This is a genomic window from Pseudomonas beijingensis (genome assembly GCF_030687295.1).
Classification (GTDB): Bacteria; Pseudomonadota; Gammaproteobacteria; order Pseudomonadales; family Pseudomonadaceae; genus Aquipseudomonas; species Aquipseudomonas beijingensis.
Window position 1 is genome coordinate 4,628,536 of the sequence record NZ_CP117425.1, and the last position, 15,477, is coordinate 4,644,012.

The 15,477-nt window shown below is 61.6% G+C and carries 14 protein-coding genes and 1 pseudogene; 10 read left to right on the forward strand and 5 right to left on the reverse strand.

The genetic code is table 11. The features are described from left to right. Genes PSH84_RS20630 through fabI form a run of 3 tightly spaced genes read left to right on the forward strand, consistent with a single transcriptional unit; the run spans position 1 to position 3,447 of the window. Complete coding sequence (locus PSH84_RS20630; RefSeq protein WP_122565624.1) at positions 1-1,020, forward strand: ABC transporter permease; 1,020 nt, start codon at positions 1-3, stop codon at positions 1,018-1,020. A gap of 1 nt (position 1,021) precedes the next feature. After that, complete coding sequence (locus PSH84_RS20635; RefSeq protein ID WP_122565625.1) at positions 1,022-2,632, forward strand: ABC transporter ATP-binding protein; 1,611 nt, start codon at positions 1,022-1,024, stop codon at positions 2,630-2,632. 20 nt (positions 2,633-2,652) lie between these two features. After that, positions 2,653-3,447 (forward strand): enoyl-ACP reductase FabI, encoded by a 795-nt coding sequence (gene fabI / locus PSH84_RS20640; RefSeq protein WP_003202751.1) that lies wholly within the window; start codon positions 2,653-2,655, stop codon positions 3,445-3,447. A gap of 253 nt (positions 3,448-3,700) precedes the next feature. Here the strand turns inward: fabI and PSH84_RS20645 are convergent, their stop codons facing one another. Further along, positions 3,701-4,663, reverse strand: a complete 963-nt coding sequence (locus PSH84_RS20645; protein WP_122565626.1) for a GGDEF domain-containing protein — start codon at positions 4,661-4,663, stop codon at positions 3,701-3,703. Between the two features lie 137 nt (positions 4,664-4,800). On the opposite strand from PSH84_RS20645, the gene PSH84_RS20650 reads away from it, so the two are divergent. Further along, the gene (locus PSH84_RS20650; protein WP_305467247.1) at positions 4,801-5,625 is read left to right on the forward strand and encodes a helix-turn-helix transcriptional regulator; all 825 of its coding nucleotides are present in this window, start codon (positions 4,801-4,803) and stop codon (positions 5,623-5,625) included. Between the two features lie 205 nt (positions 5,626-5,830). On the opposite strand, the pseudogene PSH84_RS20655 reads toward PSH84_RS20650, so the two are convergent. Further along, a pseudogene (locus PSH84_RS20655) lies at positions 5,831-6,419 on the reverse strand (LysE family translocator). 166 nt (positions 6,420-6,585) lie between these two features. Between PSH84_RS20655 and PSH84_RS20660 the strand changes: the two are divergent. From PSH84_RS20660 to PSH84_RS20680, 5 genes are all read left to right on the forward strand, one after another. Continuing rightward, complete coding sequence (locus PSH84_RS20660; protein WP_122565629.1) at positions 6,586-8,040, forward strand: TrkH family potassium uptake protein; 1,455 nt, start codon at positions 6,586-6,588, stop codon at positions 8,038-8,040. 174 nt (positions 8,041-8,214) lie between these two features. Beyond that, positions 8,215-9,297, forward strand: coding sequence for a bifunctional transcriptional activator/DNA repair enzyme AdaA (locus PSH84_RS20665; protein ID WP_305481705.1), 1,083 nt, complete (start codon positions 8,215-8,217; stop codon positions 9,295-9,297). Between the two features lie 24 nt (positions 9,298-9,321). Beyond that, positions 9,322-9,939 carry a DNA-3-methyladenine glycosylase family protein gene (locus PSH84_RS20670; RefSeq protein ID WP_122565862.1) on the forward strand — a complete coding sequence of 206 codons (618 nt, stop codon included), beginning with the start codon at positions 9,322-9,324 and terminating at the stop codon, positions 9,937-9,939. Between the two features lie 200 nt (positions 9,940-10,139). Beyond that, a complete protein-coding gene (locus PSH84_RS20675; protein ID WP_122565631.1) occupies positions 10,140-10,628 on the forward strand; it encodes a GFA family protein in 489 nt (162 codons plus the stop codon). A 102-nt stretch (positions 10,629-10,730) separates the two neighbouring features. After that, on the forward strand, positions 10,731-11,519 hold the full coding sequence (locus PSH84_RS20680; protein ID WP_305481706.1) for a MipA/OmpV family protein: 789 nt from the start codon (positions 10,731-10,733) through the stop codon (positions 11,517-11,519). Between the two features lie 31 nt (positions 11,520-11,550). Here the strand turns inward: PSH84_RS20680 and PSH84_RS20685 are convergent, their stop codons facing one another. The 3 genes from PSH84_RS20685 to PSH84_RS20695 all read right to left on the reverse strand — a co-directional run bounded on the left by PSH84_RS20685 (position 11,551) and on the right by PSH84_RS20695 (position 14,293). Continuing rightward, a complete protein-coding gene (locus PSH84_RS20685; protein WP_305467255.1) occupies positions 11,551-12,837 on the reverse strand; it encodes an ATP-binding protein in 1,287 nt (428 codons plus the stop codon). Then, positions 12,838-13,545 (reverse strand): winged helix-turn-helix domain-containing protein, encoded by a 708-nt coding sequence (locus PSH84_RS20690; protein ID WP_305481707.1) that lies wholly within the window; start codon positions 13,543-13,545, stop codon positions 12,838-12,840. A 139-nt stretch (positions 13,546-13,684) separates the two neighbouring features. After that, on the reverse strand, positions 13,685-14,293 hold the full coding sequence (locus PSH84_RS20695) for a MiaE family protein (protein WP_122565635.1): 609 nt from the start codon (positions 14,291-14,293) through the stop codon (positions 13,685-13,687). 178 nt (positions 14,294-14,471) lie between these two features. Here PSH84_RS20695 and uspL point away from each other — a divergent pair, with 178 nt between their 5' ends. Next, positions 14,472-15,335: a universal stress protein UspL gene (uspL, locus tag PSH84_RS20700; protein ID WP_122565636.1), complete on the forward strand. Its 864-nt coding sequence runs from the start codon at positions 14,472-14,474 to the stop codon at positions 15,333-15,335. Positions 15,336-15,477: the final 142 nt, after the last annotated feature.

Genomic DNA, 15,477 nt, shown 5'->3' on the forward strand with positions numbered 1-15,477 from the left:
ATGAACCTGTCCCCTCTCAATCGTCGTCGCTTCGAACTGTTCAAGGCCAACAAGCGTGGCTGGTGGTCGCTGTGGCTGTTCCTGATTCTGTTCGGGCTGAGCCTGGGCGCCGAGTTGATCGCCAACGACAAGCCGCTGGTGGTGCATTACGACGACGGCTGGTACTTCCCGGCCCTCAAGCGCTACCCGGAAACCACGTTCGGCGGCGAATTCCCCCTGGAAGCCAACTACAAGAGCCCGTACATCCGTGAACTGCTGGCGGCCAAGGACGCCTGGGTGCTGTGGGCACCGATTCCGTTCAGCTACCAGAGCATCAACTACGACCTGAAGGTCCCGGCACCGGCACCGCCTTCTTCCATCAATTGGCTGGGCACCGACGACCAGGGCCGCGATGTCCTGGCCCGGGTCATCTACGGCTTTCGCATCTCGGTGCTGTTCGCCCTGACGCTGACGCTGCTCAGCTCGATCATCGGCGTGATCGCCGGTGCGCTGCAGGGTTTCTATGGCGGCTGGGTGGACCTGGCCGGCCAACGCTTCCTGGAGATCTGGTCGGGGCTGCCGGTGCTGTACCTGCTGATCATCCTGGCCAGCTTCGTGCAGCCCAACTTCTGGTGGCTGCTGGGCATCATGCTGCTGTTTTCCTGGATGAGCCTGGTGGACGTGGTCCGCGCCGAGTTCCTGCGCGGGCGCAATCTGGAATACGTGCGCGCCGCGCGGGCGCTGGGCATGCAGAACGGCGCGATCATGTTCCGCCACATCCTGCCCAACGCCATGGTCTCGACCATGACGTTCATGCCGTTCATCCTCACCGGCGCCATCGGCACCCTCACCGCCCTGGATTTCCTCGGCTTTGGCCTGCCGCCGGGCGCCCCGTCCCTGGGCGAGCTGGTGGCCCAAGGCAAATCCAACCTCCAGGCGCCGTGGCTGGGCATCAGCGCGTTCGCCGTGCTGGCCCTGATGCTGAGCCTGCTGGTGTTCATCGGCGAGTCCGCTCGCGATGCCTTCGATCCGAGGAAGTGATATGAACCAGGACAATCTGATCGAAGTGCGCGACTTGGCGGTGGAATTCGTTGTCGGCGAACGCCGCCAGCGCGTGGTCGAGGGCGTCAGCTTCGACATCAAGCGCGGCGAAACCCTGGCCCTGGTGGGTGAAAGCGGCTCGGGCAAATCGGTCACCGCCCACTCGATCCTGCGCCTGCTGCCCTACCCACTGGCCCATCACCCCACCGGGACCATCCAATACGCCGGCCAGGATTTGCTGGGATTGAAGGAAAAAACCATCCGTCATATCCGCGGCAACCGGATCGCGATGATCTTCCAGGAGCCGATGACCTCCCTCAACCCGCTGCACTGCATTGAAAAACAGATCAATGAGGTGCTCGGCATCCATAAGGGTTTGAGTGGCAAGGTCGCGACCCGTCGGACGCTTGAGTTGCTGGAGCTGGTCGGCATCCCCGAGCCCCACAAGCGTCTCAAGGCCCTGCCCCACGAGCTGTCCGGCGGCCAGCGCCAGCGGGTGATGATCGCCATGGCCCTGGCCAACGAGCCGGAACTGCTGATCGCCGATGAGCCGACCACCGCCCTGGACGTCACCGTCCAGCTGAAAATCCTTCAATTGCTCAAGGAATTGCAGGCGCGACTGGGCATGTCGCTGTTGCTGATCAGCCACGATTTGAACCTGGTGCGAAGAATTGCGCATCGCGTATGTGTCATGCAGCGCGGTTGCATCGTCGAACAGGCATCGTGCGAAGAGTTGTTCCGCGCGCCGCAGCATCCGTACACTCGGGAACTGCTGGGCGCCGAACCCAGCGGCACCCCGGCGACCAACGTCGTCGGCCCGCCGCTGTTGCAGGTCGAGGACCTGAAAGTCTGGTTCCCGATCAAGAAAGGCCTGTTCAAACGCACGGTAGACTACATCAAGGCCGTGGACGGCATCCGCTTCAGCCTGCCCCAAGGCCAGACCCTGGGCATCGTCGGCGAAAGCGGTTCCGGCAAATCCACCCTGGGGCTGGCAATCCTGCGGTTGATCGGCAGTCAGGGCGGGATCCGCTTCGAAGGCAAACAGCTGGACAGCCTGACGCAGCAACAGGTCCGACCGCTGCGCCGGGAGATGCAAGTGGTGTTTCAGGACCCGTTCGGCAGCCTGAGCCCACGGATGTGTGTGAGCCAGATCGTTGGCGAAGGCCTGCGGATTCACAAGATCGGCACCGCGGCCGAGCAGGAACAAGCGATAATCGCGGCATTGAAGGAGGTAGGCCTGGACCCGGAGACCCGGAACCGCTACCCCCATGAATTTTCCGGTGGGCAGCGGCAGCGTATCGCCATTGCCCGGGCCCTGGTGCTCAAGCCGGCGTTGATTCTGCTGGATGAACCAACGTCGGCCCTGGACCGTACCGTGCAACGCCAAGTGGTGGAGCTGTTGCGGTCGTTGCAAACCAAGTACAACCTGACGTACCTGTTCATCAGCCATGACCTGGCTGTCGTCAAAGCGCTGAGCCACCAACTGATGGTGGTCAAGCATGGCCAAGTGGTCGAACAAGGTGATGCCCGCAGCATATTCGCCGCGCCGCAGCACCCCTATACACAGCAGTTGCTGGAGGCCGCCTTCCTGGCCCCAACAACTGCCGAATAACCTGAAAAGAGGAGCAACACATGGGTTTTCTCGCCGGTAAGCGCGTACTGATCGTCGGTGTCGCCAGCAAGCTGTCCATCGCATCCGGCATCGCCGCCGCCATGCATCGCGAGGGCGCTGAGCTTGCCTTCACTTATCAGAACGACAAACTCAAGGGTCGTGTCGAAGAGTTCGCACAAGGCTGGGGCTCGAGCCCTGAGCTGTGCTTCCCATGCGACGTGGCCAGCGATGAAGAAATCGCCAAGGTCTTCGAAGAGCTGAGCAAGAAGTGGGACGGCCTGGACTGCATCGTGCACTCCGTGGGCTTCGCCCCGGGCGACCAACTGGACGGCGACTTCACCGAAGCCACCACCCGCGAAGGTTTCCGCATTGCCCACGACATCAGCGCCTACAGCTTCGTGGCCCTGGCCAAGGCCGGTCGCGAAATGATGAAAGGCCGCAACGGCAGCCTGCTGACCCTGTCGTACCTGGGCGCCGAGCGCACCATGCCGAACTACAACGTCATGGGCATGGCCAAGGCGTCCCTGGAAGCCGGCGTACGTTACCTGGCCGGTTCCCTGGGCCCGGACGGCACCCGCGTCAACTGCGTATCGGCAGGCCCGATCCGCACCCTCGCCGCTTCCGGCATCAAGAACTTCCGCAAGATGCTGGCCGCCAACGAGGCGCAAACCCCACTGCGTCGCAACGTCACCATCGAAGAAGTCGGCAACGCCGGTGCCTTCCTGTGCTCGGACCTGGCGTCGGGTATCAGCGGTGAAATCATGTACGTGGACGGCGGCTTCAACACCACCGCCATGGGCAACATCGAAGAGTAATCTTCACGTTGCAGCAAAAACGCCGCTTGCCCTGGAAAGGCCAAGCGGCGTTTTTTATGCCCACTACACCGCTCCGCGACCCAGCGGGAGCAAGCTCCCTCGCCACGGGCTTGTCGGCGGCCTTAAGCGAACCGCATTCCCTGTGGGAGCGAGCTTGCTCGCGATGGCGGTGGATCTGCTGGCACTGAAGTTGAATGTGCCGCCGCCTTCGCGAGCAAGCTCGCTCCCACATTGGATCGGCGGTTGGCCTGTGCTAGCTGCGAAGCGCCTGTTTGTGCGCATACATCGCCGCATCGGCGTCCGCCAGCAGGTTGTCGATTGACCGATGGCGCTGGGCGTCGTACTCGATCTGGCCGACGCTGAACCGAATGTCGTAGCCACGCTGCAACATCGCATTGCGCTCATCGAGGATTTCCTTGAGGCGCGCCATGATCGTCGTTGTCTCGACATGGGAAGAACCGGTGAGCAGCGCCACGAACTCGTCTCCGCCCAGGCGACCGACCACATCACTTTCGCGAAAGGCGATACGCAGCACGTCGGCGAAGGTTTTCAGTGCGCTGTCGCCCTCGGCATGCCCATAGCGATCGTTGATCGGCTTGAAGTCGTTGAGGTCGAAGAACAGTAGCGTCGCCGGTCGCGACAAGCGATCACACACATTCAACGCATGCTGGGCCAACGTCCTGAAGCCGCGCCGATTGGACAACAGCGTCAGCTCGTCCATGCTCGCCATCTGCACCGCGACCATTTCCTGCTCGGCCATGCGCGCCAAGTCGCGCAGCAGTTCGCGCTCTTCGTCATTGAGCTGGCGCGGCTTGGTGTCGAGCAGGCACAGCGTGCCGAGTTTGCTGCCATCTTCCAGCCCCAGCGGATGCCCGGCGTAGAAACGAATGCCGGGCTTGTCCGTGACCAGCGGGTTGTCGTGGAAGCGCTCGTCCTGTTCCGCGTCGCATATCTCCAGGATCTGATCCTGCAAAATCGCATGCCCACAAAAGGAAACTTCCCGCGGGGTTTCACTGGCATCCAGGCCGGCGCTGGACTTGAACCACTGCCGGTTGGCGTCCACCAGGGACACCAGGGCGATGGGCACGTCAAACAGACGCCGGGCAAGGCGGGTCAGGCGGTCGAACCGCTCTTCGGGTGCGGTATCGAGCAGCTTGAGCGAGTGCAGATTCTTGAGGCGAACGGCTTCGTTGTCCGGTTTACCTGGCGCAAGCATCGGGAACTCCATGGGCGGGACTTCATGAAGTCTAGTCCAGGACCACCGCCCTTGGAGCCGAACGGCTAAATCCAATGGGCATTTGCCGGCCAAGGCTAATACACTGCCACTCAGGTTCAAGACGAGGACGCCGACCGATGAAGCATGCCAACCCTGACGCCGCCCCACGTTTCTGGCGCGACACGGCCCTGCCCTTCATCGAAGCCCGGGCCATCGACGATGGACGCAAAGTCTGCTATTCGCGTCATTCCCATGATCACTTCTCCATCGGCGCGATCACCGCCGGGCGCAGTACCTACATCCACGAGCGCTCGAGTTTCCAGGTGGAAAGCGGCACGGTGGTGCTGATGAACCCCGGTGACGTCCACGCCTGCAACCCGATCGACGATCAGCCGTGGTCCTACGTGATGTTGTACGTCGACACCCTGTGGCTCAGGGACTTGCAGCGCCGTATCGGTTTTGACGAAAGCCTGGATTTCCAGGGTTTCGCCACCACTCATAGCCGCGACGTGGAGCTATTTGCCGCCCTGGGAAGGTTGTATGGCCAATTAGTAGACGAGCACCTCGACACGGCCCACAAGCACACCGCCGCCGAGGCGTTTTTCATTGACCTGCAACAACGGCTCAACCCTGCCGGGCGTCCGGACCGGGGCAGTCATCCGGGGCTGATGCGTGCGGCACAATTTATCCATGACCATTGCAGCGAAGCCTTGAAGCTCGAAGACATCTGCACCGCCGCGCAGCTGTCGCCGTCCTACCTGAGCCGAGCTTTCAAGCGCCACTACGGGATGACGCCCCACGCCTTCCTGGTCAACCGCCGGATCCAGTTTGCCCGCCACCAATTGCGCGAGGGCAAGCTGATCGCCGACGTGGCGCTGGACAGCGGGTTCGCCGACCAGGCGCACTTCCAGCGGGCGTTCAAGCAACACCTGGCGGCTACGCCCGGCCAATATCGCGGCTGATACCGCATGAATCGGGGGCTCGGGGCCCTCTGTGGCGAGGGAGCTTGCTCCCGCTGGGCTACGCAGTAGCCCTCGATTCTGGGCGACTGCTGCGCAGTCGAGCGGGAGCAAGCGCCCTCGCCACAACAGCATTCCCGCCTCTAAAGCGCGGACTGCCGCCACAACAGTGCTTCTTCTCAGATGCAAGGTTGCCGCCCACTTCAGCTCAAGGCCACAACAGATACACCGCACTGGCCACCAACAACACCGCCATCGCCCGGTTGAACAGGCGCAAGGTCGCCGGATTGCCCAGCCATGTGCGCAGGAAACTGCCGGCATAGGCCCAGCAGCCCACCGAGACGTAGCAAATCACCAGGTAGATCGCCGCAAACTGCCACACCAGCCGCGCCTCGCCGTCGGCCACGAATGCCCCCATCCCCGCCACGCAGGCCAACCAGGCCTTGGGGTTGAGCCATTGCATCAGCGCGCCATGGAACATCGAGGGCGCCCGCCCCTCGTCTTCGCCGCCCAAGTGCCCGTTATCCATCGCCAGTTTCCAGGCCATGAACAACAGGAACGCCACGCCGCGCCAGTTGCACCACTCGGGTCATCCCCGGCCAGCGCTGCAACACTTCATGCAAGCCCAGCCCCATCAGCACCAGCAACAACACAAACCCCAGGGTCGCGCCGGCCACATGGCGCAATGTGGCCCGAAACCCGTACCGCGCCCCGGAACTGAGGGCGACGATATTGACCGGCCCCGGTGTAATGGAGGCCACCAAGGCAAAGGCCGCCATGGAAAATATCAAGCTCATCACAGACCTTCTTCATTCAAGGAAAGAGGCCCCAAGGTAAAGGGGCCTCCTCTGCGGGTATTGAAGAAAACTGCCTTGTCTATTGCTCAATTTTTTTACGCAAATTTTACGCAATGCCCCATTGCCCCTATCGATACTGTGCAGCTCATTGAATCAGGCGTTATTCATGTCCATTGCGGTTCTGCGTCTCATCGGTTTCATACTCGGCATTTTCCTGATTACCCTGGCGATCAGCATGGCGATTCCGCTGTTCACCCTGATGCTTTACGAGCGCAACGATGACTTGTCGGCGTTTCTTTGGTCGAGCTTGATTACCTTCGTCTGCGGTATCGCACTGGTCGCCCGTGGACGACCGGACCACGTCCAGATGCGCCCCCGGGAGATGTACCTGCTGACCACCGCCAGTTGGGTGTTCGTGTGCGCCTTCGCCGCCCTGCCGATGGTGTTCATCCAGCACATCAGCTATACCGATGCGTTTTTCGAGACCATGTCGGGCATCACGACCACGGGCTCGACCATCCTGACCGGGCTGGATACCACGTCTCCCGGCCTGCTGATCTGGCGCTCAATGTTGCATTGGCTCGGCGGCATCGGCTTTATCGGCATGGCCGTGGCAATCCTGCCGTTGCTTCGGGTCGGCGGCATGCGCCTGTTCCAGACTGAATCATCGGACTGGTCGGAGAAAGTCACGCCGCGCTCTCACGTCGCGGCCAACTACATCCTGTGGATTTACGTCACATTGACCGCCTTCGCAACCTTGGCGCTGTGGCTGGCCGGCATGACCCCCTTCGAGGCGATCAATCATGCGATGTCGCTGATTTCCACCGGCGGCTTCTCAACCTCCGATGCGTCCCTGGCGCACTGGCCTCAACCGGCCATTCATTGGGTATCCGTCGTTGTCATGATGGCGGGATCACTGCCCTTTACGCTGTATGTAGCGACATTGAGGGGAAACAGGCGCGCATTGTTCAAGGATCAGCAAGTTCGGGGTTTCGTCGGATTTCTGGTGATTACCTGGCTCGTGGTCGGCACCTGGTTGAGCCTGAACAGCGACCACGGGTGGTGGGACGCGGTTCGCATCGTGGCCGTCAACGTCACCTCTATCGTCACCACCACTGGCGTGGCGCTGGGTGATTACACATTGTGGGGCAGCTTCGCACTGTTGCTGTTCTTCTACTTGACGTTCGTGGGTGGCTGTTCGGGATCTACGGCCGGTGGGTTGAAAATCTTTCGCTTTCAAGTCGCCGGGGCACTGCTGATGGGCAGTTTGAAACAACTGATCCACCCCCGGGCGGTGATCCGGAAAAAATACAACAACCACCCCATCGATGAAGAAATCGTCCGCTCGCTGCTGACATTTTCGTTCTTCTTCACCATCACGATTGGCGCCATCGCCCTGGGTCTGGCGCTGATCGGTCTGGACTGGACAACCGCCCTGACCGGCGCTGCCACCGCCGTGTGCAACGTGGGGCCGGGGCTCGGCACCATCATCGGCCCGGCCGGCAACTTCTCGACCTTGCCGGACGCAGCCAAATGGCTGCTGACCATTGGCATGCTGCTGGGTCGACTGGAAATCCTGACCGTGCTCGTGTTGTTCACGCCGGTGTTCTGGAGGTATTGATCCGTGCGTATCACGGTTCTTGGCGACATGATGTCTGCGAAAGACAAAAACAGCGGGTGAACCTTTAAGACTCAAGATTCAATTTTTGTTCGTGAGCATCCGACCGAGTGCGCGGAAAATTCACTGTCGATTTTTCGGTGGAGTCGTCCCGGACACGGTTCTATGCTCTGCCCCATGAACCGACAAGACTCGCTGCTCCCGCCCCACACCGAGATGGTCCGCGCCATGCTCGAACGAGACACCGCCTACGAGGGGGTGTTCTTCACTGCGGTCAAGACCACCGGCATTTTCTGTCGCCCCAGTTGTACCGCGCGCAAGCCGAAGCCGGAGAATGTGGAGTTCTTCGCCCACGCCGACGAAGCCATGTCGGCCGGCTACCGCGCCTGCCTGCGCTGCAAGCCGCTGGATGCCGCGGCCATTGCGCCGGACTGGATCCAGGCGCTGCTCAAAGCCGTGGACGCCGAACCCGACCTGCGCTGGACTGACGCCCTGCTGCTGGAGCAAGGCATCGAACCGCTGAAATTGCGCCGCTGGTTCAAGCAACATTTCGGCATGACCTTTCACGCCTACCTGCGCACCCGTCGCCTGGGCATCGCCTTGGGCGGCATCAAGGACGGCATTTCCATCGACAATGCCGCGTTCGATTCCGGTTATGAGTCGTTGAGCGGTTTTCGAGATGCCTTTGTGAAGTCCTTCCACATCACGCCGGGCCGCGCCGCCTTCAGCGAGCCCTTGCTGTTCACCCGCCTGACCACGCCATTGGGGCCGATGCTGGCCATGGCCGAACGACGGGGCCTGGTGCTACTGGAATTCCTCGACCGCCCGGCCCTGACCAAGGAGCTGGAAGAACTGCAGCAACGCTACGGCTACACAGTTGCACCGGGGCATAACGCTCACCTGCAACAGATCGAAACCGAACTGGCCGACTATTTCGCCGGCAAACTCACCACGTTCGAGGTCCCGCTGCACATGCCCGGCAGCGCCTTTGCCGTGCGGGTCTGGGCCGAGTTGCAAAAGATTCCCTACGGCGAAACTCGCAGCTACAGCGGCGTCGCCATAGCCCTTGGCAGCCCCGGTGCCAGCCGCGCCGTGGGCCTGGCCAACGGGCAGAATCGCCTGGCCATCGTCATTCCCTGCCACCGGGCGATCGGTGCGGATGGCTCGTTGACCGGTTATGGTGGCGGCCAGCCGCGCAAGGCGTTTCTGTTGCGGCTGGAAAAAGCCGCGGTGCAGGTGTCACTGCCCCTGGCGTTTTGAATGCCTCCGGAGAACGAACACCTGATGCCTGTGCCCTACCACGACGCCAGTGCCTTCCTGGCCAATCTCGACGAAGACTGGCGACGGCATGTCGAGACGATCGGCCCTTGCCTGCTGCAACCCAAGCCGGCCCGCGATCCCTATGAGGCTCTGGTCCGGGCGATCGCCTACCAGCAACTGCACGCCAAGGCAGGCGATGCGATCCTCGGTCGACTGTTGGCGCTGTTCCCGGCATTGACCTTCCCCAGGCCTGAACAGCTCCTGGCGACGGACTTTGCGCAAATGCGCAGGTGTGGGTTCTCCGCCAACAAAATCGCAACCATCCAGGGCATCGCCCAAGCGGCCCTGGACGGGGTGGTGCCGGATTACGCCACGGCACTGGCCATGGAGGATGAAGCGTTGATCGAGCGTTTGATCAGCTTGCGCGGCGTCGGGCGTTGGACCGTGGAGATGCTGCTGATCTACAGCCTGGAGCGACCGGACATCCTGCCGGCCGATGACTTTGGAGTGCGCGAGGGGTATCGCCGGCTCAAGGGATTGGCGCAACAACCCAGCCGCAAGCAGATGGTCGAGATCGGTCTGGCCTGGAGCCCTTATCGGACGGTGGCGGCGTGGTATTTGTGGCGGGTGCCCGCTCGCTAGACCGTGTCATCGTTCATCGCGAGCAAGCTCGCTCCCACAGTTGATCCTCAGTGTCCACAAATTGTATCTACACAAAATATCCCCTGTGGGAGCGAGCTTGCTCGCGATGGCGTCCGCACGTCAGTCATGAGTTCAGCTGTCCAGAACATCGGGCCATCCGGGCTGTCCAGAGTCATGACAGTCCCCAATCGGAGGTTCCCATGCAGCTCGAAGGATCCTGCCACTGCGGCGCCGTGTCGTTCAGCCTGGCCTGTGCCCACCCCTACCCTTATCAACGCTGCTACTGCTCGATCTGTCGCAAGACCCAGGGCGGCGGCGGTTTTGCGATCAACCTGGGGGGCGATGCCCGAAGCCTGAAGGTGCACGGTCGCAAGCACATCTCGATCTACCATGCGCGGCTCAAGGACGAAGGCGATAAACGCGCCCACCGCAGCAGTGCCGAACGGCATTTCTGTTCCCTGTGCGGTTCGGGGCTATGGCTATTCAGCCCTGAATGGCCGGAGCTGATTCACCCCTTTGCCTCGGCCATCGACACGCCACTGCCCGTACCGCCGGAGCACACTCACCTGATGCTTGGTTCCAAGGCGCCGTGGGTGGAGGTCGAGACGCATCCGGGGGACCAGCAGTTCGATGTTTACCCCGAAGAGTCGATTGCCCAGTGGCATGAACGCCTGGATCTGAGCCGTTAGGCCGCTTCACAGTCTTTGACAATTTCCCGACAAAGCTGCCAAAGATTGCCCGCCGGTCGCCACCTAGCATGGGCGCATCCAACTTCGTATCCGGGTGCTCCCATGTTCCGTTCATTGTGTCTGTCGTTGTCTTCATGCGGCCTGCTTCTGCTCTGCGATTCATTGCAGGCCGAAGACTGGCGCTACAGCTTACGGGCCGGCGCCGCCAGCGTGCCACGCTACAGTGGCAGCGACGAACGGGTCGTGGCGCCCGCGTTGGGCCTGGAGGTCGTCAGCCCCTATGGCATCTTTCTCGACACCGACAAGGGTCTGGGCTGGGCGTTTGACGAAGAAGACTTCGGCTTGAGCGTGTACATCGGCGCCAGCGATGTGCGCAAGGATCGCAAAAGTGGCTTCAAGGGCTCGGATGAGCTCAACGGCATGGGCTCGATCAAGGCCAGACCGGTGCTGGGCCTGGATGGAACCTATCAAATGGGCCCGATCACCCTTGAGGCCACCTTCGAGCATGCGCTGGAGGAAGACGACGACAACCGTGACACCGGCTCGGCCTGGAACCGCCTGAAACTGAGCATCAGCACGCCGCTGTACGAGGGCAACCATGGCACGCTCATCGGCAGCCTCAACAGTCAGTTCGGCGACGGCGACTACGTCCGGACCTGGTACGGCGTCAGCACTGCCCAGGCTTCGCGCAGTCAATTGCGAGCCCATGACACTCATGGCGGGCTGGTGAGTCGCGGAGCGGATTTGACCTGGTCACTGCCGTTCAATGACCAATGGAGTGTCACAACGGTATTGGCCGTGCAGTACCTGGCTGGCGACGCCGCCAGCAGCCCGATTGTGGCGCGGCGGATGCAAGCGTCACTGGCTGGGCAGGTGGTGTATACCTTCTGAAAGAAGCCCGCCCGGACGAACGCTGCCCGATCTAATCGAGGTGCGCCCAGGTCATGCGAAACGACGCCCCACCCCAGGACGAGTCCGTTACTTCCACGTGCCCTCGGTGAGATTGAGACACCCGTCGCACTAACGCCAGGCCCAGGCCAAAACCACCGGTGCGACGGTCGCGGCTGGCGTCCAGGCGCGCGAACGGTTCGAAAATTTTCTCCCGTCCGCCCGGTGGCACACCTGGGCCGTCGTCGTTGACCCGCACTTCATAATGATCCCCCGCACGCGTCAATGACACGTGCACCCGCTCATCGGCATAACGAATGGCATTGCGCAGCAAATTGATCACCGCACGAGCCATGAAGCGGGGCTCGATACGAACCGTCCCGGCCGGACACTCGACAATCAACAGTTGCACCCCCGCGGCCTCCGCCTCCAGCGCCACGCTGCCCACCACGCTGTCGAGCCAATCGCGCGCCTGGATGTCTTCCCGCACAATCACCGTGGCGCCCTGTTCTAGGCTGGCGTACGTCAGCAGCTCGGAAACCATTTCTTCCAACTCGCCGAGATCGGCGTACATGTCGGCGATCAATTCGCGGTTCTGGCTCGGATCGGACTGCTGCTTGAGTTGATCCAGTTCAAATGACAGCCGTGCAATGGGCGTGCGCAGCTCGTGGGACACCGCATTGGTGAGCTCGCGCTGATTGGCGATCAGGCCCTCGATGCGCGCCGCCATCAAATTGAAGCGTTCCGCCAGGTCGCGAATGTTCGAACGCCTGGACAACTGGATACGCGCCGACAGATCGTTGCTGCCAAAGCGCTCGGCCGCCAGGCGCAACTTTTCCAGGTCGCGCCAGTGGGGGCGCACCCAGAAAAGCAGCACGAAGCCAATCATGATCGCGATCATCAGGTAAGCCACGGCAATATAGAACGGCATCAGGCTCGGCTCCGCCGGCAAATGGATGCTCAATAGCTGCGAGCCGTCGTCAATGCGCGAGATGAACTGCGTGTACTGCTCACGCATCACCACGCGCCCCTGGATCAACTCGGCTTGCTCCTGGGGGGTCAGGGCCAATTGATCGCGCTCAACCAGGGCCAGGCCCAAGCCGTAGTGAGGCCGCACGCTTTCCAACTGCCGCTCTCGCGCCGGGCCGTCCAGGCCACGCAACTGCTCGACCAACGACCAAGCCTGACCACGCACCGCCTCTTGGTTGTAACGCTGCATCTCGCCGTCGAGCAGCGCATCGAACGTGCGATCGACCGTTTGCAGCGCCAGCACCAGGCCAATCGTCATGGCCAGGAACAAACCCAGGAACAACCGCAGCATCTAAAGCTCCCACCCAAACGGATTGAACAGATACCCCTTGCCCCAGACGGTTTTGATCCGCATCGGCTCCCTGGGGTTGTCGTTGAGCTTGGCCCGCAGCTTGCTGACATAGACATCGACGCCACGATTGAGGCCATCGAAGGCAATGCCACGCATGCGGTTGAGGATGTCGTCGCGGGAAAGGATCTTGCCTGCCGCGCTTGCCAGCAGCCATAACAGTTCGAATTCCATGGTGGTCAGCTCGACCACGTCACCGGCCAGGCGCGCCTCCCGGCTGCTGCGGTCGATGGTCAATCGGCCGAACTCAAGGGCACCGCGCACCGTAGTGTCTGGCGCTTGACGGCGTTGCAGCGCCCGCAGGCGCGCCAGGAGTACCGCTGGCTTGACGGGTTTGATCACGTAGTCGTCGGCACCGGATTCCAGGCCGAGGATATGGTCCACATCATCTTCCTTGGCAGTCAGGATCACGATCGGGGTGTCGGCAACGTTGCGAATCTCACGGCACACATGCAACCCGCTCTGCCCCGGCAGCATCAGGTCGAGCACCACCACTTTCGGCTCGAATGCCAGAAACGTCGCCAGCGCCACGTCGCCTCGGTGCTCGATACGCACGTCGAAGCCATGCTGGGAGAGAAAATGCGCGATCAGCCCGGCGAGCCGTTCGTCATCCTCCACCAGCAACACTTTGCCCGACCCCAGGTTATCCATACCAACCGCCCGCCAACCCATGAATGAAGGGCCGCATTATGGCGTCAACCTACGACGGGGCGTGTAACGCAGGCAGCAAAAACCGGCCTCAAGGGCCGGTTTTCAGAGAAGTTTCATGTTTTTAAGAGTTTTTAACAATTCAGGCCGCAACTGGCACACCACTGTGGAACCGAAATTCCACATCCGGCGATTCGATCAGCTCCCGCTCGGCCTCACGGACCTTGTCGATCACCTGGGCAATGTCCTTGGCGTCGCCGTACTGGTAGGCCAGTTTCAGGTAACCCTGGAAATGCCGGGCTTCGCTTTTCAGCAAGCCGAAATAGAACTTGCCCAGCTCCTCGTCCAGGTGCGGCACCAAGGCCTCGAAACGCTCGCAACTGCGGGCTTCGATGAAGGCACCGACCACCAGGGTGTCCACCAGTTTGACAGGCTCGTGGCTGCGCACCACCTTGCGCAGCCCCGAGGCATAACGCCCGGCAGAGAGCTGGCGCAAGCCGATCTTGCGTTTCTTCATCAGGCGCATGACCTGCTCGTGATGCACCAGCTCTTCCCGGGCCAGGCGCGACATCAGATTGATCAAGTCGACGTGGGAATGGTATTTGGCGATCAGGCTCAGGGCAGTGCTGGCGGCCTTGAATTCGCAATTCTTGTGGTCGATCAGCAATGTTTCCTGGTCGGCCAGCGCGGCCTGGACCCAGGCATCGGGGGTGCGGCAACCAAGGAATTCGTGGATTTCGGGAAGATTCATGGGGCTCACGGGCAAAGGTAATCGAGCGAAGGGCGCCGATTATACCGGCCTGCCCCCAGACCACCAGCCACCGCTATTGATATGCATCAAGTCGACGACTCACCCACAGCAACTAGACTGCCCCACAACAACTATAGTTGAGCAACGCCAGCCTTTTCATTGCAGGAGAACGCCGATCATGCAAGCCATTCGCAGCATCCTGGTGGTCATTGAACCCGAACATTCGGAAAGCCTGGCGCTCAAGCGCGCCAAACTGATCGCCGGTGTGACCCAGGCCCACCTGCACCTGCTGGTGTGCGACAAAAAGCATGACCATGCCGGCCTGCTCAGCGTACTCAAGAGCGCACTGCTGGCCGACGGCTACAGCGTCACCACCGAGCAGGCCTGGAACGAAAGCCTCTACGAAACCATCATCGACGTGCAGCAGGCTGAAGGTTGCGGGCTGGTGATCAAACAGCACTTCCCCGACAGCCCGCTGAAAAAAGCCCTGTTGACCCCGGCGGACTGGAAACTGCTACGCCATTGCCCAACCCCGGTGCTGCTGGTGAAAACCGCCGGTTCCTGGAAAGACAAGGTGATCCTGGCCGCCGTCGACGTTGGCAATGCCGACGATTCACACCGCCACCTGCATTCCACCATCATCGACCATGGCTATGACATCGCCCTCCTCGCCAAGGCGCACCTGCATGTGATCAGCGCCCACCCCGCGCCGATGCTCTCGTCCGCCGACCCGACGTTCCAGCTCAAGGAAACCATCGAGGCCCGGTATCGCGAGCAATGCCGGGCGTTCCAGGCCGAATTCGACATCGATGACCAGCACCTGCACATCGAAGAAGGCCCGGCGGATGTCTTGATTCCGTACATGGCGCGCAAGCTGCAGGCGGCGGTGACGGTAATCGGTACCGTGGCTCGCTCGGGGTTGTCCGGGGTGCTGATCGGCAACACCGCCGAGGCCGTGCTCGATACGCTGGAAAGCGATGTGCTGGTGCTCAAGCCTCAGGAGGTCGAGGATCATCTGGTGGAGTTGGCGGTCAAGGACTGACACGCCAACCTGTGGCGAGGGGATTTATCTGTGGGAGCAAGGCTTGCCCGCGATAAAAACGATGCGGTCTCTCTGGAACCGAGGCGCCTGCATCGCGAGCAAGCTTTGCTCCCACAGCGGGGCGGTGCGACGTTTTGCTAAA